The organism is Cognaticolwellia aestuarii, from assembly GCF_002000025.1.
GTDB lineage: Bacteria > Pseudomonadota > Gammaproteobacteria > Enterobacterales > Alteromonadaceae > Cognaticolwellia > Cognaticolwellia aestuarii.
This window is the reverse complement of sequence record NZ_MUZV01000003.1, coordinates 328,306-350,210: the sequence shown is the minus strand read 5'-3', so window position 1 is coordinate 350,210 and position 21,905 is coordinate 328,306. Positions and strand designations below refer to the sequence as shown.

General features: G+C 38.4%; 11 protein-coding genes. 5 read left to right on the top strand and 6 right to left on the bottom strand.

Annotated elements, in window-relative coordinates:
• The first annotated feature begins 234 nt into the window (after positions 1-234).
• Together B0169_RS06680 and nagZ are read left to right on the top strand one after the other, a co-directional pair.
• Positions 235-864: a TetR family transcriptional repressor PsrA gene (locus B0169_RS06680; protein WP_077285182.1), complete on the top strand. Its 630-nt coding sequence runs from the start codon at positions 235-237 to the stop codon at positions 862-864.
• 108 nt (positions 865-972) lie between these two features.
• A complete protein-coding gene (nagZ, locus tag B0169_RS06675) occupies positions 973-1,992 on the top strand; it encodes a beta-N-acetylhexosaminidase (RefSeq protein ID WP_077285181.1) in 1,020 nt (339 codons plus the stop codon).
• A 220-nt stretch (positions 1,993-2,212) separates the two neighbouring features.
• Here the strand turns inward: nagZ and dsbB are convergent, their stop codons facing one another.
• The 3 genes from dsbB to B0169_RS19610 form a co-directional block, all read right to left on the bottom strand.
• Positions 2,213-2,731 carry a disulfide bond formation protein DsbB gene (gene dsbB / locus B0169_RS06670; protein WP_077285180.1) on the bottom strand — a complete coding sequence of 173 codons (519 nt, stop codon included), beginning with the start codon at positions 2,729-2,731 and terminating at the stop codon, positions 2,213-2,215.
• Positions 2,732-3,166: 435 nt separating this feature from the next.
• A complete protein-coding gene (gene nhaB / locus B0169_RS06665; RefSeq protein WP_077285179.1) occupies positions 3,167-4,762 on the bottom strand; it encodes a sodium/proton antiporter NhaB in 1,596 nt (531 codons plus the stop codon).
• A 532-nt stretch (positions 4,763-5,294) separates the two neighbouring features.
• On the bottom strand, positions 5,295-10,268 hold the full coding sequence (locus B0169_RS19610) for a S8 family serine peptidase (RefSeq protein ID WP_077285178.1): 4,974 nt from the start codon (positions 10,266-10,268) through the stop codon (positions 5,295-5,297).
• A 161-nt stretch (positions 10,269-10,429) separates the two neighbouring features.
• On the opposite strand from B0169_RS19610, the gene B0169_RS06655 reads away from it, so the two are divergent.
• Complete coding sequence (locus B0169_RS06655) at positions 10,430-12,604, top strand: winged helix-turn-helix domain-containing protein (protein WP_158077061.1); 2,175 nt, start codon at positions 10,430-10,432, stop codon at positions 12,602-12,604.
• Between the two features lie 376 nt (positions 12,605-12,980).
• Here the strand turns inward: B0169_RS06655 and B0169_RS06650 are convergent, their stop codons facing one another.
• The 3 genes from B0169_RS06650 to B0169_RS06640 form a co-directional block, all read right to left on the bottom strand.
• Positions 12,981-14,636 carry a sensor domain-containing diguanylate cyclase gene (locus B0169_RS06650; RefSeq protein ID WP_143323487.1) on the bottom strand — a complete coding sequence of 552 codons (1,656 nt, stop codon included), beginning with the start codon at positions 14,634-14,636 and terminating at the stop codon, positions 12,981-12,983.
• A 318-nt stretch (positions 14,637-14,954) separates the two neighbouring features.
• Complete coding sequence (locus tag B0169_RS06645) at positions 14,955-15,524, bottom strand: PepSY-associated TM helix domain-containing protein (protein ID WP_077285176.1); 570 nt, start codon at positions 15,522-15,524, stop codon at positions 14,955-14,957.
• Positions 15,525-15,690: 166 nt separating this feature from the next.
• Positions 15,691-16,164, bottom strand: coding sequence for a DUF4920 domain-containing protein (locus B0169_RS06640; protein ID WP_077285175.1), 474 nt, complete (start codon positions 16,162-16,164; stop codon positions 15,691-15,693).
• Positions 16,165-16,370: 206 nt separating this feature from the next.
• On the opposite strand from B0169_RS06640, the gene B0169_RS06635 reads away from it, so the two are divergent.
• Positions 16,371-19,160 (top strand): Ig-like domain-containing protein, encoded by a 2,790-nt coding sequence (locus B0169_RS06635; protein ID WP_077285174.1) that lies wholly within the window; start codon positions 16,371-16,373, stop codon positions 19,158-19,160.
• Positions 19,161-21,899, top strand: a complete 2,739-nt coding sequence (locus tag B0169_RS06630; RefSeq protein WP_077285173.1) for a TonB-dependent receptor plug domain-containing protein — start codon at positions 19,161-19,163, stop codon at positions 21,897-21,899.
• The last annotated feature ends 6 nt before the right edge of the window (positions 21,900-21,905 follow it).

Here is a 21,905-nt window from a genome sequence, read left to right as displayed (position 1 = left end):
TTACCGTCTTTTATTTACCCTTTTACAAAGTCATTAAAATACTACTAATAATATCCGTTTGATGGCTTGGTAGTAAATTTTTATACGCTTTATTAATTAACGTTTTGTTATGTGCAAGTCCCATATCAAATTTTTTGGTTTATGGCTTTAATGCTAGTTGCGTTATTTAAAACGCTTGTTTAAACTGCTTGTATTAATTTATTGCTTACATGAGCACTACGGCGTTATTTACCTATGAGTACGAAGAATAAAATATTAGATGCTGCAGAGAATTTGTTTGCAGATAAAGGTTTTAACGGCACCTCTCTACGTGAGATCACCAGTCAAGCAGAAGTGAACTTAGCGGCAGTTAATTACCACTTTGGTTCGAAAAAAGAATTGATCAAAGCCGTAATGTCTCGTTATATGAACGAGCTATCTCCACGTTTAGAGCTTGCTTTAACGCAAGTTTGTGAAACCAACTCGCCAAGTTTAATTGATGTGTTTTCTGCCTTTATTGATCCGTTATTATCATTAAATGAATTTAAAGATAACGGTACCAGTAATTTCTTACAGCTTTTAGGCCGCGGTTATACTGACAGCCAGGGCTTTTTGCGTTGGTTCTTAACGACACAATATCCAGAAGTTATCGATAACTTTGTACTAGCGGTACAAAAATCTTACCCTGAATTGACTGCTGAAGAGATGTTCTGGCGATTACATTTTACGATGGGAACGGTCGTATTTACTATGTCATCAAGTGATGCCTTGATTGATATAGCTAAAAGTGATTTTGATCGTGATTTGCAAATATCTGATGTTATTCGTAATGTTATTCCATATGTTGCTGCAGGTGTTGGTGCTCCTATGCCCAAACTAGGCTAGTCAATAGGTTACTATCAAGAAATTCTTAATGTTTTGAGTCATAAGTGTCTTTGTTTGTTGATGTTATTTAGGTAGAGTACCCATATCATAATTTTTTAAAGTGTTGCTATGGGTCCAGTCATGCTTGATGTGCAAGGCACATCACTGTCTCAAGAAGATAAAGAAATCATCCAACATCCACTAGTAGGTGGATTAATATATTTTACTCGAAACTATCATTCTCCTGAGCAAATTGCGCAGTTAAGTCAGCAAATACGTATAGCGGCTAAGAAGCCACTATTAATTGCTGTTGATCATGAAGGTGGTCGTGTACAGCGCTTTCGTGAGGGCTTTTCTTTGATCCCAGCAATGGGACAATTATGGCAAATGGCCGATAAAAACTTAACGGTAGCCAAAGAGCTTGCGAAACAAAGTGCGATATTAATGGCATTAGAAGTACAAGCCGTAGGTATAGATATTAGCTTTGCACCGGTATTAGATATTAATAATATTAGTGATGTTATCGGCGATCGTGCTTTTCATCAGCAACCCGATCATGTTACTGAACTTGCGGATGCTTTTGTCAGTGGTTTGCATCAGGTTGGTATGAAAGCTACTGGCAAACACTTTCCCGGTCATGGCAGTGTCAAAGCAGATTCTCACATTGACCTACCTATTGATGAACGCTCTAGTGCTGATATTTTTCAACAAGATTTACTTCCTTTTAAGCAACTTATTGCAAGAGGTAAGGTTGATGCATTGATGCCTGCGCATGTTATTTTTCCTGATGTTGATAGTCAAGCCGTTGGCTTTTCACATTATTGGCTACAAAATATTTTACGTCAGCAACTGGGCTTTAATGGCGTTATTTTCAGTGATGACTTATCCATGCAAGGTGCGGCAAGTGCCGGTGGCTTTGTTGAGCGTGCTGAAGCTGCACAATCTGCAGGCTGTGACATGTTGTTGTTATGTAATAATCGCGAAGGATGTATAGATGTGCTTGATCATGCCAATATCTCGGTTTCATTAACCTCAGGGCAACGTCTTAGCAAGTTACTAAAAACAGCAGCAAACACAAATGCTTGGTCAACATTAAAACAAGACTCAGCATGGAAAAAAGCCACTGACACCCTCAATCATTATCGTTAGTATTTAAGGGATATGTTTCGCTATTATTTAGCATTTAGAGTGGTGGTTAAGCGGGGGATTTTATTGAGCACGGTTAATAGTGCACGGTTAATAGTGCGCTAGAGGTATTTAGATTTTTCTTTATATTTTTCCTTCGTCAGCAATCACTTTCACTGTAAAGCTCACTTTGATTAGTTGATATAACCAACACTGATAAGTATTGGTTATATCACACTGATATTTATAGTTTTCTTTGTTTTTGCAAACGTACTAATAAAGCTATCGCTAATACCGCGCTATAAAATCCAAATATCAATACCATAACTTGTGGCATAGTAAAACCTAAAAACTGCCATTTAATATCTCCACAGTCACCAGTGGCTTCAAACAAAGCGGGTAGCCACTGATGTAGTGGAGCCCAGGACGGAAAGTTCGGAATATATTCACAACTAAATAAGAATGACATCGTTGTTGACTGCATCTCAACATGCTCTAAAGCAAGCATTAGCCCCCAAATTGCGCCAGTTGCCCATAAAGCATAAGCAACAAGGCGTACGACTAAAAACTGACAGCCCAATGCGCCAACCACGCCCGCTAAAAATATTCCCCAAACCGCGGTACGTTGATAAATACACATAATACAAGGCTCAAGCCCCATAACATATTGAAAATAAAGTGCTATTAATTCAAAGCACAAGGCACTAACAGCAAGTAATTGCCATGCACGTTGATTAAGGGGTAATTGGCTTAAAAAATTCACTAAATGTCACCTATGACTGAGTAATTGTTATTATACCCAAGCCACTTGAAAATGCAGTTTCAGCGTTAAACTAGGAAATCAGGCAAGGCGCAGCACACAGATAATGGTTATTCCCTTATCAAGCGCTGCAACGCTTTTTTGCTCCAGACAAAAGCTAAGTACATACATCCATGTATGCAACGCTGCACTGATTTTCTAGCTTAGCTCCCGCAGGGCAAGACGATAAAGGGTCATCTCCGGCGTTATTGATTTCGACAATGGAACAACCATTCCTTTCAATCAATGCCTTGGTGCTAACCCTTTTTCGACTTGCTGAACCCTGTATTTTCAAGTGGTTTGGGTATAGAAGTTTTATGCATGCTAACAATAATCAAAAAGCGCCACAAGGGCGCTTTTGTTAGATTTTATATCAACTTATTTTTAATATGAGCCGTTCTAGTGCCCACCTGGCGTACCTGTTGAAGGCTTAGCGCTATGGTGTTCAATTAGGTGCGAATCGTAAAATGACTGGGTAAACTTCGATAGTTGACCGGTTGAAATAGCCAGTAGGCCAACGACAGTCAGTACGATAGTGTACGGTAACGCCATTATCACCATACGGCCATACGATAAACGAATCAAAGGTGCCAATGCTGACGTCAATAAGAACAAGAACGCAGCTTGACCATTTGGTGTTGCAACACTAGGTAAGTTGGTACCCGTATTAATTGCTACAGCAAGTAAATCAAATTGATCTCGAGTAATTTGTCCAGCAGCTAATGCTTTTGTAATTTCGGTGATGTAAACCGTACCAACAAATACATTATCACTGACCATAGATAACAACCCATTGGCTAGATAAAACATAACTAATTGCATATTACCTTCGAAGGTTAATACCCAAGTTATTACCGGTGTAAATAAGGATTGATCAACGATAACTGCAACAACAGCAAAGAATACCGCAAGTAGGGCAGTAAAAGGTAAAGCTTCTTCAAAAGCATGGCCAATTTGATGCTCTTCTGTGATGCCAGTAAATGCCGTTGCGAGAATAATGACTGATAAACCGATCATACCAACAGGTGCTAAATGTAAAGCAAGTCCGACAATTAACCAAACCGCGATAACGCCTTGAATGACAAGTTTGACGTTATCAAGTTTGTTACGCTTTTGACTTTCGGCAATATCATACTCGTTTAAAACATTGTAAACATTGTCAGGTAATGCAACACCGTAACCAAACCATTTTAATTTTTCTAATAGAACACAAGTTAACATACCTGATATAAATACCGGGATAGTCACAGGCGACATACGAATAGCAAACTCAAGGAAGTCCCAACCAGCTTGTTGCCCAATCACTAAGTTTTGTGGTTCGCCAACAATAGTACAAACACCACCTAACGCAGTACCAACACCGGCATGCATCATTAAGTTACGTAAGTAACCACGAAACTGCTCTAAGTCAGAGCGTGAATATTCGGCTAATTCATTGTCAGTGGTATGGTCATGATCATGGTCAACATGCACTTCTTTGCCTGAAGCTACTTTGTGGTAAACCGAGTAGAAACCAACGGCAACACTGATAATAACGGCAATAACCGTTAATGCATCTAAAAATGCTGATAAAAAAGCACCTGAGAAGCAGAACAATAGAGAAACCATGATCTTGGAGCGAACTTTAGTGACTATTTTAGTGAATAAAAATAGTAATAAGTTCTTCATAAAGTAAATACCAGCAACCATGAAGATTAATAGCAGAATAACTTCAAAGTTGAGTATCATTTCATGCATGACTTGGTTTGGACTTGTCATACCAATGGCAACAGCTTCAATCGCTAATAAACCACCTGGTTGCAGCGGATAACACTTAAGCGCCATAGCTAAAGTGAAGATAAACTCAATGACCAATGCCCAACCAGCTACATACGGATCAACAAGGAAAAATAGTACTGGGTTGAGAACTAAAAATGAAATTATTGCGAGTTTGTACCACTCAGGCGAGTTGCCGAGAAAGTTTTTATAAAACGCACTCATAAATGATTGCTGCATAATGAACCTTTTAAAAATATTAAGAGCTAGGATTTGGGGGTGTTGATCTTTTGAAATTAATTGAATTAATTTTAATCAGCAAAGATCAATAGCCTCTAGTGTTTATTTTAGTGTAATTATTTTTTATATAAATTTATGACTGCTCAGCAGTTTAAGCTCAAATGTAGCTATTGTAAATATGTCACATTTAATATCAGACCCATTCAAAAACGGCTCTATTAGCTTAAATTGTACTTCAATAAGCTAGATCAAACTTATTGGTAAAAATTAAAAAATCTAGCTAACTGTTTCCAATAACATTAACCGTCAAAATATCATTGCTGTGGCCATTATTTTTTAGCTTATTTGGGGAGTTTTAGTGTGGTTTTCTAGCTGGAAGTATGCACAAGTTAATCGTGATGGAAACGCTTGATAAAACTAAAAAAGCCCAAAGCTTAGGGAGGCAAGCTAAGGGCAATTAAGAGAAAGTAGTGCGACAGTAGTTAGGTCCTTCTAACCTACCATCACACTAAAAACTTAGCGGTAAGCTATGCTATTTACGTTTACGTCGTATTAAAAATACCAGAGAGAAAATACTTAACCAACCAAAGCTACCACTACTCTTTGAGGCTTTAACATTAACATCAATGCTTGATGTGGTTGCCTCTCCGTTTACATCAGTAACGGTAACTGCAAATGTTAACTTTTCATCGCTCTTAACTTTAGGTGCAGTTAATTGGATACTCGTACTTTCTGGCGAAGAAATATTGACGCTAGTGCCGGCAGTTTGCTGCCACATATAACTTAGTTCGGTATCATCAATATCAAACGCATTTGCTATTAAGGTAAAATTTTCATCTTTCTTGACATTTGATGACGTTGAACTGAGTGAAACGCTTGGTGCATCATTAACGCCTTCAACTGTCACGTTAAAGGTTGTTGATACACTATCTGTTGCAACATTGTTATCAGAAACTGTCACGATAACCTGATCAAAACCATAAAAATCTGGATTTGGCACAATGATAAATGCAGCGTTATTACCTTGTTGTTCAAAATCAACAATAGTTAGCTGTCCGCTAGCAGACGCTATGCTAATTGTGTTGTCAATATTGTCTGCATCAGCAGCAAAAATATTAATAATCTTACTTGCTGTATCTTCAGTAAGAACAACATCTTCAATGTCACTTAGGCTTAAGTTACTTTTTACTTTTAGCGTGGCAGTAGCACTTTCTTCATCAGTATGATTTAGGTTTACACTGTGTTTCGCGGCTAATTCAATTGATGCACCGGCAAACTTTTCATCGACTTGTACTTGAAAGTTAATAGTTGCTGGTAAGAAAAACTCAGCATTTACGTCATAACAAATAACTAAACCTTTTGTTAAGTTTGCAACATCACCAACTTCTGGGGGACCAAAGAAAGTAAAACCTTTGTATACAAAAGTATCACCCCACGTAGCATCTTTATTTTCCAAGCCTACGGTTGTGCCTGTAAAAAATGCTGACGGATTATAAACCATATCATCATAAGCAAGAATAATTTCGAAAGCGTTTTCAGCTAAGTCTCGCTCCATTTTCATGATGAGTTCAAAGTTGCTGTAGCCACCATTATCAAAAAATCCATAGCCGTTTTGCCATTCAACAACCGCATAATTTTGGTTTCTTGCATCGGTGGCTTTTGCCACAGAAATCCCCGCTAAATCACCACTATTAGGATCAATGTTGTGATCAAACTTTAAATCACGCCACAGCAATGCAATCGCATCATTTGGTAATGCAGGGTCTGGTAATGCTTGGTTCGAAAATGAAAACAAGTCAGTTTCAGAGTCAAAAAATACAAAACCGTCTTCACTAACCCCCATACCGCGGTTGCGGTCTTCACCGAAGAAGTGAAATTTTTCATTCGGGAAATAAGTTAGTACTTCTGTTTGAAAGCCATTACTGCCTAGAACTTCATCTGGATAAACATCAAAGTCGACTAGGTTGATATAACCTTCACCCTGACCTAAGTCGGGAACCTTACAGCTTGGGTTTTCTGCATTCGTTACACGAGTATAACCAGGTGTGTCACCGCTTTGAGAAGGCATTAAGTAACTTAATGAAAAGCCCGTATCTGAGGCTGAAACTGAATCAGGTAAGCTCGATTTTATCAGTGTTAGGCCATCTGGTATTGCAAGGTCGATATTATATTCACGGTCGACTAGGTTAAAGTTTTTATTGATAGCAAGCTCGACATTCAATGTGTCGCCTACTTTAACTTCATCGCTTTCATTTGCATTGACAACATTTAGTGAAATATCATTTTTCTCTCTCACTAAGTCAATGGCGACCAGTCCAATTTTTCCAGGTGTTGATGCATCGGGACCTAAATCAAAAGCACCGTACAATTTTGTACCAATTGAAGATTCGTGGTTATAAGTAACGCTGATGTCAAATGGCGTTAACTGATCAATACTTGATTCTGTGGTAATAATTTCAACGTTAGAATCAGTATCTCGTGTGATCAGTGCGTGAGAAAGTGTATAACTATCAATCGCGCCAGCTGCTGTACCTTTGTAGTTATTAACAACTACCCAATAACGTCCAGCTGGAGGTGACATTAGTTCACAATTTTCAAAGGCATGAAACTCAGCACTGACACAAATTACCGAGTCGATATCTAAGTCAACCTCTGAGTTACCATCATTATCCATACCTAAAACCATATCTAAATCGGTAGATGTTGTTTTAGATATCTCAGCAATAAATCGAACAGCTCCCTCTGGAATATCGAAATAATGAATATTGGCACCATCGCTCAAATCTTCAAATAAATCGTCATCAGGTGTTGTATCTTGGGCTACCTGTGCATCAATTGTTTCTGGTGCGATTAAGCCGTATGAGCGAGCGGTAAACTCTTCAATAGCTACAGCTTGACGATCTTTTATCGTGTAGCTATCAGTATTTCTGCTTGCTCGAATGGTGATTTTCTCTGGTAAGTTGCCTAAAGAAGCGTAGGCTGCTAAAGGAAGGTGTAATGAAGAAAGATCAGCTTCTGTTGGAGTTAAGTTAATATTTGCAAAACTCCAGCTGTTATTCTCAGCAGAAAAAACATCGGCAGAAACTTCAATAACTTGTGTTTCTCCGGCGTTTACAGTGAACTCAGCAGGCGAAACTTCAATAACCAAGCCCGTACTTGCATCTTCAACGCTGACACTATAGCTTCCTGACTTTAGCGCAGTAAAAGTACGAGTCCAGCTACACGTACCAACACACTGACTTTTACCCAAAGAAGCAATATTTAATTGGCTTGGATCTCCGCCTTCATCAGGGTTAGCTGAAGTAAAGTTATCAATGCTTTCACGCAATGATAAACCTGCTTTTGCAGCTAAATCAACACGCACCATACCTGAGCCATTATCAAAAGGATCAGCTAGTGTTGTGCCATCTTCTTTATAAGCGGCAGTGTTATTTGCTGTTAATTGCAAAGTTGAGTGAATGTCACTTGCGGTCCAGTCAGGATGTAATTGTGTTAATAGTGCTGCAGCACCTGCAACATGTGGACTTGCCATTGATGTACCACTTAAAAAAGCAAAGTCAGTTGTGCCTGGAGCGCTTTTAAACGGCTGGTCATCAGCGTAAGCGGCATAAATTGATACACCGGGAGCGGCAATACTTGGCACAATAACATCAGCAACTGATAGGTTCGGACCTCTTGATGAAAATTCAGCAGCCTGATCTGCTTTAGTGACATCATTAGTTACGTTTCCCGCACTGAGAGAGATTTGCTGTACCGTGTCAGGGCTTAACCAATTGCGTAATAGCTCACCAGAAGCATAATCTACATGAATACCGTCTATCCTGTATGGTGTGTCGTGTAAACTGTCGTTTTCAGGATCGGTATTAGCGATGATAATAGCTCTACCACCACCTTGAAAAACATTTTCAGCTTTTTCTACTAAAGGAATTTCACCACGATCACAAACGACAATTTTTTGGCTAACCCTTACTGCTGTTAGTGGCGACAAACACATAGGGTCGTTATACGGTTCATGACCAGCGTAAACAACTTCAGCGGTTGTGTTTCTTCCGGGTTGGCCTAAGCCGATTATATTTTCTGTTGGGAGATTACTGCCACCGGTAAATTCACTTAATTCTCGCTCAAATGTACGACCATGTGTAAAAGCACCTACCGAAGTTAACCAAGGCGAGTCTGCAGGCGAACCGACTGTTTCAGGGTTTGGCCCTGAGTTACCTGCTGAAGATACAACCACAATGCCGGCTTCACGTGCAGAAAGAAATGCTTGTGCGTCAGCGTCATCCCATGGGTTAGATGAGCCACCACCGATAGAATAGTTAATAACATCAACGTCATTTGCAATTGCGTCTTCCACGGCTTGTACTGTTAATGAAGGAAAACAACCGACTAATGTATCGCCAGGATCACCAGGAAAACAAACTTGAAAAGAGATAATATTTGCATGCGGAGCAACACCTGATATTTCAGGAAATGAAAAATCACTTGTTGTATAGCCATCATTAGTTTGTTGGCTTGATGGAGAAAGTAGCGGTACACTTTTGAGTACATTGCCTGCAACTGTTGATGCGGTGTGGCTACCATGACCGTTGTAATCTTCACCGTTTTCAGGGCGTATACCCGCATATTCGCTGGTTACGTCTGAATAACTAAATACCCCAATGAGCTTATCATTACAAAGCTCTGGGCTATCAACACAGTCACCAACATAATTACTATTTGGCTTGGTATGTTCGTAGTCATCGTCACCTGTTTTTTCAAAGGATATATGATCAGTATTAATCCCGGTATCGATAATACCAACGGTAACCCCTTCACCTTTTACGGCTAAACCATTAACCATGCCAGACCAAAGATCAGCAGCACCAATATGAGTAGGCCCAGTATCGGTATTAAGCTGTCTCATGACCTCTCTTTCAACACGTGCAATACCCGGCATACTTTGTAACTTTTTAGCCTCTTGCGCAGTAATTTTTATCGCAATACCGTTAAGGGCCAATTGATAGCTGTGCAGTAAATCAATTTTTCGCTTTAATTTACCTTCTGCACCAACAATAAATTGCTTTTGAGAGTGATCTAGATATTGTTTATAAGCAATAACATCAGGATGTTGAGAATATCTTTTCTTCTTAGCTTTTGTTTTCGTTGGTACTTGACCTGTTAACGTTTGATATTGTGCTTCTCGGTCATTACCACCATCAAGTAATGTTTTCTTGGTTGCTGCTAAACCTGTAATACCACCTTTATAAGTGGCAACGGGGGCATCAACAAAAGTAATAATGTAGGTATGCTCATTGTCGCTAACGGCATCATTTGTATGAGCAACATGATTTTTCAGCAATGCATGAGGTAAATGTTTTTTAGTAAAACTTTTTTGCGCGGCTTTTATTGTCGGTTCAGTGGAACTTATGATTGGACTTGCTTCACTCGTCTTATAAAGTCCACCTGCCTGTGCGGCACCTGAAACATATAAGGCTGTTGAAACAGCAATACTGATTTTTTTAATCACTTTTCAATCCTTCTCTCTAATTTTATTTTTATTGTCACCAAGGAATTCACCTTGACAGAACTAAGGTACAAAATAGAGAATATAAAACCTAAACAACAACTAATTTTAATATCAATAAAATATAAAGATAAATAAAAACAATGGATTACACGGGATGTGTTTTGATTAATAATAACAATGATGTCGAACAGGCAGATGGAAATGATGATGTTCATGTGTTTAATGATTGGAAAGTATATCCCTCATCATGTGAACTTGAAGATAAAGATGGCGCCATTTATAAAATAGAACCAAGGATTATGACGGCGCTATGTTACTTCTTAGCGAATGTGAATATTGTTGTTAGTCGAGACCAGCTCATTGATGCCGTTTGGCAAGAAAAAGTGACGGTATCAGATCACTCCTTAACGCAACTCCTTGGCAACCTTCGCAAAGTGCTGGGTGATAGCTCAAAAAAACCTAAATACATTGAAACAATTCCGAAAAAGGGTTATCGCTTTATTGGCAAAACAGTAGTCATTTCCGCTCCAGGCGTTGATAACGATATCGATAAAAGTCCTGAAAACTTTCTAAAGCTAACAACCACTAGCAAAAAAACAAAGTCTATTGCACTTTTTACTCTGGTCATACTCATAGCAACTATGCTCTTTGCTTATAGTGCGATAATGCCTGAAAGCAAGGTTCGTACAACCGTTGATAAAATAGATGTTAGCTCACTAACAAATTTTCCAGGGGTAGAACGTTTTCCGGCAGTCTCTCCTGATGGAAAATGGTTAATATTTTCTTGGGAAAACCACCAAAAGCCGAGTAATATTTTTTTATCATCGTTAGATGACAAGTCAGTAAAACCAATTCAATTAACTAACAGTAATGTTAAAGAGATGAGGCCCGTTTGGTCACCTGATAGTAAAAATATCGCTTTTGTTCGTATTACGGGCGAAAATGAATGTGCCGTGATCAAGCTAAATATAGCAACGCGAAAGGAGTCTTTTTTGGTGCGTTGTGGGGATAGTCAGTTTGCCGGTGATACCTTAGCTTGGGCGCCTGATGGTAGTATTTATTTTAAAAGTGCTGAGAAAAATACCACGAGCTCTATTGGTATATATAAACAAGGAACTAGCAATACTTTGCTGCCTTGTCGGTTTATTTGTCATTATGAAGATATGGATATTAGTTGGGCGCCATCTGGTGAGCATTTTGTTGTAACACGACAAATTAGCTTAACAGGACAAGACTTGTTTTTATATTCAGCCGATCTCACTGTACCTGAAACTCGGATCTCATTTGATGAAGTTCAAATTTTAGGTCACAGTTTTTCGGATGATGGTAAAACGCTTTTTTATTCAACATTAAAAAATAGCAGCCCTGAAATTTGGCAATATGATGTGGAAATGAAAACACATGCACAGTTAACATCAAGTGGTGTTATTGCTATTTATCCATCGGTATGGCGCGGAGCTAACAAGCTAGTATTTAGCAAACAGGAACGTATATTTTATATAGGACAAACGAATATTAGTTTGCCCACACCAATAATTTATCCTTTGGTTCAGTCATATTCATCAAACTTTGATCCATCATTTGATATGCACTCTAATCGCGTGGCTTATACCTCAGATATATCAGGCCATTCTGAAGTTTGGCTTTCTAAACTTGATGGTTCAGAGTATCAACAAATAACACAATCAAAGGTTGGCGCTTTATCACCTTCTTGGTCAGATGATGGCAGCAAACTTGTCTACGTGCTATATGACACTAAAGAGCATGGAGTTATTCAATGGTTAGATACCAAAACCGAGTTAGTTAATGTTATTGATACCGAGTTAACCGAGTTATGGGGACCGCAATTCAATTATAACCAAGATGCTATTTTAGTGAGTGGCAGTAAAGACAATCAGCGTTATATTTGGGAAATATCTTTAGATGACAATAGTGTCAAGGCTGTTTCTGGTGAAGGAGCATACATTGCCAAAACGGATAAAAAATCAGGTGTGTTATATTATAATAAAGAAAATCAAGACGGTTTATGGCGCTTCGATACACAAACAGCAAAAGATGTTTTAGTTATTCCAGATTTGAAACCTCAAAATCAATCTAATTGGCTGCCCTATGAACAATATATTTATTATTTAGATAACAAAAATCAAAAAGATAATGTGATGCGGTTTAACCTTATTACAAAGCGCACCGAGTTAGTTTCATCTCTACCCAAGAATAGTGTTGCACAATACGCAGCAGGGGGATTTAGCATGAGAAAAGAAGCTGATAACCATTATTTGATTTTTGTACACAATGGTGTGTTTCAGGGCGACATTATGATGGCAGACATTAAGTAACCTGAACTCTGGATAAGCACCACTTGCTCAATCCTCCCTTTTAAGCCATTACCTGCGTTAAAACATCGATAAATAGCGCGTTATTTATCAACGTTTAGCCTTTGCAATGGCATAAAATGAAGCATTGATGATGCCTATTAGTGATGTTCACCTTGCTATAGCATTTACTTTGCCACCTAAGCTTTTGATTCACTTAAATATCAAGCACTCATTATCCAAAGTTCAGGTTAAATGGCACAATTTTATTGATATAAATGCATTATATCAATTGCGGTTAAGCTTGGCTAAGCGAAGTCAATAAAAGCAATGTAAAACAGTGGCTTATAGCGTTCTTTATTGTCATTGTCTATAATTGACTGCTTCTGCGTTGTAAGCGTTATTCACCGGCTAATTGAGATTGATTTCTACCATTGTTTTTTGCCTTGTAGAGCGCTTTATCTGCGCTGTCCATCGCTTCCTTCAAGTTAAATGTTTGGCTATCAATTTCGGCTACACCTGCGCTAATAGTGAAGTTTAGATGATTTTTATTGTTTGCAAGAGTGGCACTTTCAAGTGCTATTCTTATGCGTTCAGTAAGTTTATAAGCGTCATTTGCAACTGTGTTTGGCATTAAAATAATAAACTCTTCACCGCCATAACGGGCGACTAGATCTTGGTGTCGAGACAACCCCTTAATCATGTTAGCTGCGTGTTTAATAGACTCATCTCCTGAGGCATGCCCATAAGTATCATTGATCTTTTTGAAGAGATCTATATCGATAATTGCCACAGAAGAGGGCTGCTGAGCTATTCTTGCTTGTTTTAATAGTTGATTTGCCGCATGACTAAAATGACGACGGTTAAACAACTGTGTTAGCGGGTCTGTTGAGGCTAATACTTGAAGATCAGCTTGCGTTGCTTTTAAGTTTTCTAATATTCGAATTCGATATGCGACAATCAGCGATAAAACTAAGGCTTCAAGCAATATTCCAATGCCTACGCCATGGCTATTAATATAGCTAAACTCTGCTTTGCCTTTGTAAAAGAAAACAGCTAAGGCACTAAAAAATACAAATAATCCGTGACCTAACAAAAAGAAAGGAGCAATAGGTTGCTTGCGAATTAGCATTGAAAAAGTAACGCAAAGACTAACAGCCATCATGATTGCAGCTAAAGTGCTTGAATATTGCAGCGCGGTTACAATATCAAATAACCCATAGATAAAATCTACAATCAATAACGTTAAAATAGACAATAGTGCCCAATGTTCAATGGGATATTTTTTTTGGGTCTCAAAAATATTAATCATAAATAACAATAAGAAAATAGGCATTGCAACTAATGAAAGATGCCACTTTAATGTAATTGAACCATAAACATTAAACAGATCAGCGAGTAGGCCATAAGAAAGTGCTATCCAAAATCCACCCGCAACGAGGTAGCAGGCATAATAAAAATGCTCTCTTAAGCGCGATGAAAAGAATAATAAAAAGTTATAAATAATCAGGGCGAGTATCATACCAACAGCTAAGGCAATGTTAGTATATTGTCCTAATAACGCTCTTTTTGAGTTTTCTTCACTATATAAGTTAAGCGCAAACCATTGATGTGAAAAAGCCACACCTTTCACGAACAAGGTGGTTTGTTTATCTGGAGATAGTGTGATTTCGAATACGGCACTGCCACGATACATCCACTGCTGAGTATCTTTGTCGTCCATGTTAAGCACACGATGATTTAAAAGCTGATCATCGACAACCTCATAGAGTTCCACTGCACGATTATGATAAGCATAGGGGTGATGGAGGTAAATTTTCAAAGCTGATTTAGTGGTATTGTGAAGTGCTATTTTTGACCAAGTAGTTTTTGCCTCAGTGCCCAATGATAGTGCATTTGGTGTGAGCTTAAATTCTTGTTGCTTTATACTTTCAAAAGACATGGTCTGGCTTTTGTCGATAAAATATCCCATTTCAAATTGTTCAAGCTGCACGTCTTCATTTTCAATAATTTGTGTTGGGAACGCTGCAAAAGTCGCTGGAGAATATAGCGACATGAGTAAAACTATCAAGCAAAAAATAAGAGTATTAAAATGAATGCTAGCCACAATAATTGCCTTCGTTATCGAGAGAGATATATCGTTGTTATTACAATAGATAATTTATCGTAACCGATTGATTCGAAAAAGCGTACTTTTATTACCAAGCATTATAGCCAGATGATTGTGAGAATAAATAACAGGATCTGCTCTAACCTTGATTTAACAGCAAGCAAGTTAGCTACTCGCATGGTGTTAGGGGGGATTTCACCCTAAGATGCATTTAAGTTATTTAGTTATTTAAGCTAATGCCGGTATAAACAGTTACGAATTACGTTAAAGGCTATAATTCATCATAAAGATCGCGGGAATAATAAAGCCGGCAGCAACTAATAAACCACGTAAACTTTTAACACCTTTCTTACCTCTCACCATAAATAAGGCTGATAAAGCCAAGTAGATAAGCAATATCGCATATAAATCTGAAAAATATGTCCAAGCACTTTTTATTTCGTTTAAATGTAAAGTATTAAGACTTTTTAAGAGAAAACGAGCTTTGACTTGCTCTACAACAACGCTATTGTTTTGGGCATTGATCAATAGGCTATGGTTATCGGTAGTGAATAGTTTATATTCGGTAGGTGTTTGCCAAAACCGTGCTTTAACTTTTGTCTTGATATTTAATTTTTTTAATAACCAAGACTCAAAATTTTCTTGGTTAATAACACTGTTAATATCAGGGATTAAATGTGTTTCTTGTGTAACTTGATAATTTGGGTTCCAATCATCTAGATGATTAAGTGCAATGCCCGATACGGCAAATATAAGGGTTAAGCCAATACAAAAATAACCAATGTCACGGTGTAAACTCCGGTTTAGTTTGAACCAATTAATATCTTTATTCATTTTTTGAATAGCTCTTTTATCTAGTCTCTGTTTTTTGAGTTATTTTATCAAAGCGCTTAACATTGTTGTGCCTTGGGTATTTGACATAACTAAACGTTGTAACAAGTGCCATGATTATCAGCTTTTGCAAATATAACTAAGTAATCAATGAAAACAGCCAACGCCCCTAATCTTCAATGGTTACGCCGGTCGGCGATAGTTGGTAGACAGTGATAGCTTTTGTCACCTTATTGGCATCAAAACTCTCTTGCTGCTCCTGTGCAATATGCGCTAAATAATTCTTAGTTTGCATCAAATTAAGTGGTATTGCTGTTAACTTTCCTGTTGCGTATGCGACTTTGCCCATCGCAGTCATAGGAAATACCATTTCTCCGTCACGCACTTTGATTCGCAATGTTTGAAATTTTTTGTCTGATGCTAACTCCATCCAACAGCCTCGTTTTTTACAGACTTTGACAATGGTTCCCTCAACCGTCACCGGTGAGCTCATAAAATCATTTGGTGACGTTAAAATTTCTGAGATTGCAGATAGGTGTGCCATATCTGCACCATTACCAAAATCTTGATCTGCTGATGCGAAGTTGAAAACTGAAAAGATGCCGCTAAGCATCACGATGATCATTAATTTTAGCGCTGACATTCTTCTTACCTTTTTAATCTAAATGTTAAGGATAATTAACTGTATCTCAATTTTATTATTTCTTAGTTGAAGTATTGTTGGCTATAAAACATACCAAAGCAATTGAATTAGTTAACTTTAAGGCCTCATAGTAATCTTTTATTATTCAACTTGCAAATGAGAATGATTAGCATTAAGATCGTCTCGCTTTTTTAAAGGAAGACATCATGAAACAAAATAGAGCTCTAATTTTATTAGCTGCAACAGCACTTAGTGCATGCGGTGGTGGATCAAGTAGTAATAAAGCACCTGTTTTCGAACAGGTGAACTATCAATTAACGGCAATAGAAGATCAGGCCGCAAGTTTAATGGTTAAAGCAACGGATAAAACCTCTGTAACTTACGGACTAGCCAATGCTTCAGCAAATGCGACAATCGATATCAATAACTCAACTGGCGAAATCAACTATCAACCCCAGCTTAATTTTAATGGTCAAGATAGTTTTCAAGTCAGCGCAACAGATGGTGAAGAAACGGCTACAGTAACGGTCAATGTTACTGTAGAAGCGGTAAATGACACGCCAATGCTGAGTACTACAGAAGTTTTGGTTTCAGGAGGTGAAACCAAAAAAGGTATGCTTGAAGCGATAGACGTTGATGGTGACACACTTACTTTTCAAGTGACAGAAACAACAAAAAATGGTGAACTTTCTGTTGATGCAACAACCGGAGAGGTGACCTACAAGCCGGTTGCGTTGGTTGATGTTAACGATAGTTTCACATTACAAATAAGTGATGGTAATGGTGGAGAACTTAGCACTGAACTATCGATAAAAACCAGTTTGGCGACTAACGTAGATCGAGCATATTATTACTATGCCAATGAGCTATCGCACTTAAAGCAAGCAGAGCAGCATATTACATCGTTAAATAACGATATTAATCAAGGCTTGGTATTTAATGACTTGGCCATTGGTTATGCGCAAGCAGGTCTAATAGAACAAGTTGCTCGACTGGTAAGTGAGGAGCAAATTGTTCGAGATGAAATGCGTGCTCGCACTTTGCTCGCCGTTTCATTTAGATATAATGATTTAGGCTTGATTGAGCAAGGTAATGAGTATCGATCTTTAGCAAATACCCTTTATACAGAGTATGTTGCGACCAAAGGTATTAGTACTTTTAATAATGACGACGCTGCTTTTTTTAACGATTTATCGCTAAGTTATCAATATGTAGGTGAAACAGAGCAAGCACAGCAAGCGTTAAACATTTTAGATTCACTGTTTAGTACTGCACTTGAAGGGAATAGTACCACTAGTGCCTTAAGGACATTTTTTGCATACCGTAATTTAGTTGATGAAGCGGTTGAAATTTGGCAAGTCAGCCGTAGTGAAAGTGATTTTTCTTTAGCGCATAGCATGACCGAAAGACTTTATCGTTATGCAAAACTTATCAGCCATAGCTTTGTTCGTAATGATCGCAATGGTAATGAAGGCAAGCCTTATTATAGTGTGAGACAAGTCGCATTATTTGATGTTGTTGACTCATTTATGACGTTGAATGACTTTGACAATGCTAAGGAAGCATTACATGACATTTTAGCGTTACATGGCGTAGTGGGCATTGATCCGAATTATCCTCGTACACCTGATGAATATTATCAAGTAACAAAAGTTGAGTATCAATATGGTTTATATGGCGCAATAGAAAGTTTTGTAATGCTTTACCCTGATACTCCACTCGACACCTTTTTGACAGGGTTTCCTGCAGACAGCAATTATATAAATCGTGCAGCAGGGGATGCAGCAGACATTTTATTGATGGCACGCGTGCGCAATATGACAGATAAAGATGCGGCATTAGCGCTGGTAATAGCAGAAAAAGATCCATTAAAGTTACGTAATCACTTCACTAATTTAGTTGCTTTTAATAGTTCAAACCCCGGCGGGGCAATTTATTTGCGTGAACAGGGGGAATATGCTGCCGCTGCTAACTTCTTACAGGAAGGTATGCTGGTATTAAATTCGGATGAATATATAGCGCAGAACCTTGTTAGCGAAGCTTTTGTTACTGGGCAAACGGGTTGCGAAATGGTATTAAATGAGTTGCTAGAGATTTATCGTTTATCGCAAAACTCGGCATACAAAAATCAAGCGCAAACAACCCTAGAAACCTGTATCGCTATTGCTAAGAAATATTATGCTGACGGTATTGATGGTAGTGATGTTGAAATCTCTGATGCAGTGAGAGCACATTCTCGTTTTCTTGCTTTTACTGAGCGTTTAACGCTTAGTGCAGAAGTGCCGACGCTACTGAGCAACATTGAGCAGAACATCGCCCAAATTAACCCTCAAGACTACAGTGAACTAATCACACGTTTACAGGGGGTTGGTATGGCACTAGCTGTCGGTGGTGATTTCGCTAAAGCACAAGGTTATTATGATCGTGCCCTTGTACAGCTAACTTTGCTAGAACAGAGCAAGGTAGAAGAAGAAGTTGGTGCGGCTACAGAGCAGTTTTTTATTGGCACAAGTGGTTCAGGCTATAGAAGTTATCTTAGCGAAATAGAAAATAATGCTGGGGTTATTGATGAGTACACAGCGATTAAAGAAACAGCCTATAACGTATGGCATAAGGTTATCGAAAATCGTTTATCAGCACTATTGACTGCCGCGGATCAACAAAAGTTAAGATACTTACCTAAGTACGCTGAACAATATATGCGTCTAGGGTTACATGATAAAGCCTTAGCCATTGCAGATAACGAAGCTTTAGGTGTCGTAGAGAAAGAGTCTATCATCACAGAGGTTGCCGCTAGTTTGAGCGTCAAAAATGACTTTAAGCAAACCTTAGTGGCGAGTGTTGACACCGATGGAGACGGTAAAGCTAACTTTTTCCTCAATATAGCGAGTGATGAAGCCATTGTTAATTCGGGTATTGTACTCGATGAAGATAGTGATAATGACGGTATTAATGATGAGCTAGATGCTTATCCATTAGATAAAGATAAGCACTAAATGAAGAGCTTATTAGCGTTATTGGCAGCCAGCATTGTAGTGGCTGCACCAATAGCATTATCGCAAACAACCGGTTCTAAGGAGGTCGCTTCTAATCAATCAGAGGCGACTGTTCCCGATCACGATAAACTCATTGTCGCCAGTGAATACCAAGCGTGTAATCCAGATGACATAGGCTGTGATGATGACATTGAGCATATAGAGATTATTGGACGAAATATTACGCCCATTTCTACTTCTGCTGAAGGTGTTTATACCTTAGATAAGCAAATGCTGAAAGCTTACCTATTTGGAAACGGTAATCTCAATGATGTTTTAGGTATTTTGCCGGGAGTACAGTTTAGTGAGTCCGCTTATGCGGCTGATCAAGTGACAAATATAAAACCTAGTGAAGTGTCTATTTCAGGTGCGCAGGGATATCAATCAGGGTACCAAATTGATGGCGTGAGTAATAATTCGCGCTTGAGTACCGGTAATGGGCAAGGGGATAAAAACTTAGCTCAAGATGTTTCAGGTCACAGTCAAGAAGCCTTTGTTAATGTAAATATTTTAGAGCAGCTTGAAGTATACGATAGCAATATACCTGCAAAATATGGTCAGTTTTCTGGAGGATTAGTACTAGCGAAAACCCAAAATGCTGGCAATAAAACCCGTTTTGGCTTTAGTTATCGCCAAACTGCCGATCAGTTTGTTGAATATCATAAGTTTTATGCCCCGGATTTTGACGGTGATAAAGTGTTTGATACCGCCACATTTAACAAAAAAGACTTTAATGCCTATTTGCTTATGCCATTGAATGATAACAGTGGTGTCGTGGCGCAAATTCAGATATTAAAATCTGAAGAAACGCTCAATCAATTAGGCGAGCTGCGGGTACAAAAACAAACAAATTATAATGCACTGTTAAAATATCACTATAGCCTGACAGATGAAGATGAATTGACCTTACGTTATCTCAATGCGCCTTATAAAGGAGAGTACTTTGATGTAGGTGCCATTAATAGTGACTATGATGTTAATGGCGGCGGTCAATCTTTTCTTGCACAATGGCAGGCAGATCGTCAATGGGGGTATATGGATACCCAGCTTGATTGGCGACAAAGTACAAATAGTAAAGATACAACATCAGCTCGTTATGTTTGGTTAAATGCTCCAGGCAAGGCTTGGGGTAATTATGATGGCGCTACTTCTAGTTTAGAAGGTGGCTATGGCGATATCGACAAAGTGCAAAATAGCTATAGCTTTAAACAAGACTTTACCTTACCTAATATTTGGCAAAGAATTGGTGAGCATGAACTCTCTTTTGGCTATCAACTTGAACATCAAAAAACTATTTTTGATCGCCTCGAAAGCTCTGTAGTTTATAACGGCGCTGTTATTTCGCCAAAAATTAACTGTAATGGCTACCTTGATGATTGCATTGAAACAAGCTTTATCAGACCCATTGAAGATATTGAAGAAGAATTAGGGCGTGCTTTAGATTTAAGCAATTCAACTGATTTTTTAATTTATCAAAATAACTTACAAACAACCGGTCAGTATTTTCAATCACGACAAGTGTCACCAAAGTCTGTAGCAGAAGCCAATATCTCTTATCTTTCAATGTACTTGGAAGATGATATTAGTTTTGAAAACATGCAGTTATCATTAGGTGTTCGATATGATTTTAATGACTTTTTCAAAAATCATAATATTGCACCTAGACTACGCTTAAGCTATGAATTTATTGATAGTCATCAAATTATTTTAGGTGCTAACCGTTACTATCAAAGCGACCTAGCTAACTACAAGCTAAACCAAGCAATGCAGCCAGTACACAACGAAGTGCGCTCAATCGTAAATAATCGTCCGCAGCAATGGCAAGCTGCATTACTAACGAGTGGCTATAAATACGATTATCAGGATACCAAAACGCCTTATAGTGATGAGTTAACTACAGCGTATCGGCAACCTATATTGGGCGGTACGGTTGAATTGAAATGGATTAATCGAGCCAATAAAAGTGCGATTAACCGTATTAAAGGTTACAACGATCAAGGCGAAGCGATTTTGTATGCTGGCAACAATGGCGCAAGTGACTACCAGCGTTGGTCGTTATCGTGGATGGCGCAATACCAAAATCAACATATCGAGTTTAATGTTTCACGTGCCAGTAATAAAGTCAGTCGTAAAAGTTTCGATGGTGATACTACAATTGAAGACCCTGAAGATAATCAACTCACTGATACTTTGAACTATAGCTATGATGATCGAGAGTTGGTTTTCTTGCGCACAGATGAAAGCACAGCTACAGGTGATTTACGCACGCGCTATGAGCTTGTTACCCGTCATGATATTAATTTAGAACAACAAGATGCGAATCGACCGATTGTTGCTAACTTAAGCTGGGCAGCCAATTGGCAGAGTTGGCGGTTGTCTGCTTATGCTCGCTTTAATGGCAAGCAAGATGCTATTTACCCAACCAGCGAATTAAGCTCAATCAAAGAGGCTACTACTATTTGTAATGGTTGCGCGCCAAATAAAAGAGAGTATCCAGTTTATCGTTTATCAGAGCGACCAGCGTTTTGGTTATTAAGTGGCAGTGTTCGATACAATTGGACCTTGTCTGATGATAGTAGTATCACCTTAAGTTTTGATGGTGAAAATTTATTAAATAAGCGCACTTATCAAGTTAGTCCTTTCAATACCGGGTTAGAACTTGGACGACGGTTTTGGTTGGGCATAAGTTATGATCATTAGGAGATA

Bases quoted from the DNA above. Each gene is read 5' to 3' on its own strand.
- B0169_RS06635 (WP_077285174.1), top strand. From the start codon at position 16,371: ATGAAACAAAATAGAGCTCTAATTTTATTAGCTGCAACAGCACTTAGT.
- B0169_RS06630 (WP_077285173.1), top strand. From the start codon at position 19,161: ATGAAGAGCTTATTAGCGTTATTGGCAGCCAGCATTGTAGTGGCTGCA.
- B0169_RS06650 (WP_143323487.1), bottom strand. From the start codon at position 14,636: ATGTCGCTATATTCTCCAGCGACTTTTGCAGCGTTCCCAACACAAATT.
- B0169_RS06645 (WP_077285176.1), bottom strand. From the start codon at position 15,524: ATGAATAAAGATATTAATTGGTTCAAACTAAACCGGAGTTTACACCGT.
- nagZ (WP_077285181.1), top strand. From the start codon at position 973: ATGGGTCCAGTCATGCTTGATGTGCAAGGCACATCACTGTCTCAAGAA.
- nhaB (WP_077285179.1), bottom strand. From the start codon at position 4,762: ATGCAGCAATCATTTATGAGTGCGTTTTATAAAAACTTTCTCGGCAAC.
- B0169_RS06640 (WP_077285175.1), bottom strand. From the start codon at position 16,164: ATGTCAGCGCTAAAATTAATGATCATCGTGATGCTTAGCGGCATCTTT.
- B0169_RS06680 (WP_077285182.1), top strand. From the start codon at position 235: ATGAGTACGAAGAATAAAATATTAGATGCTGCAGAGAATTTGTTTGCA.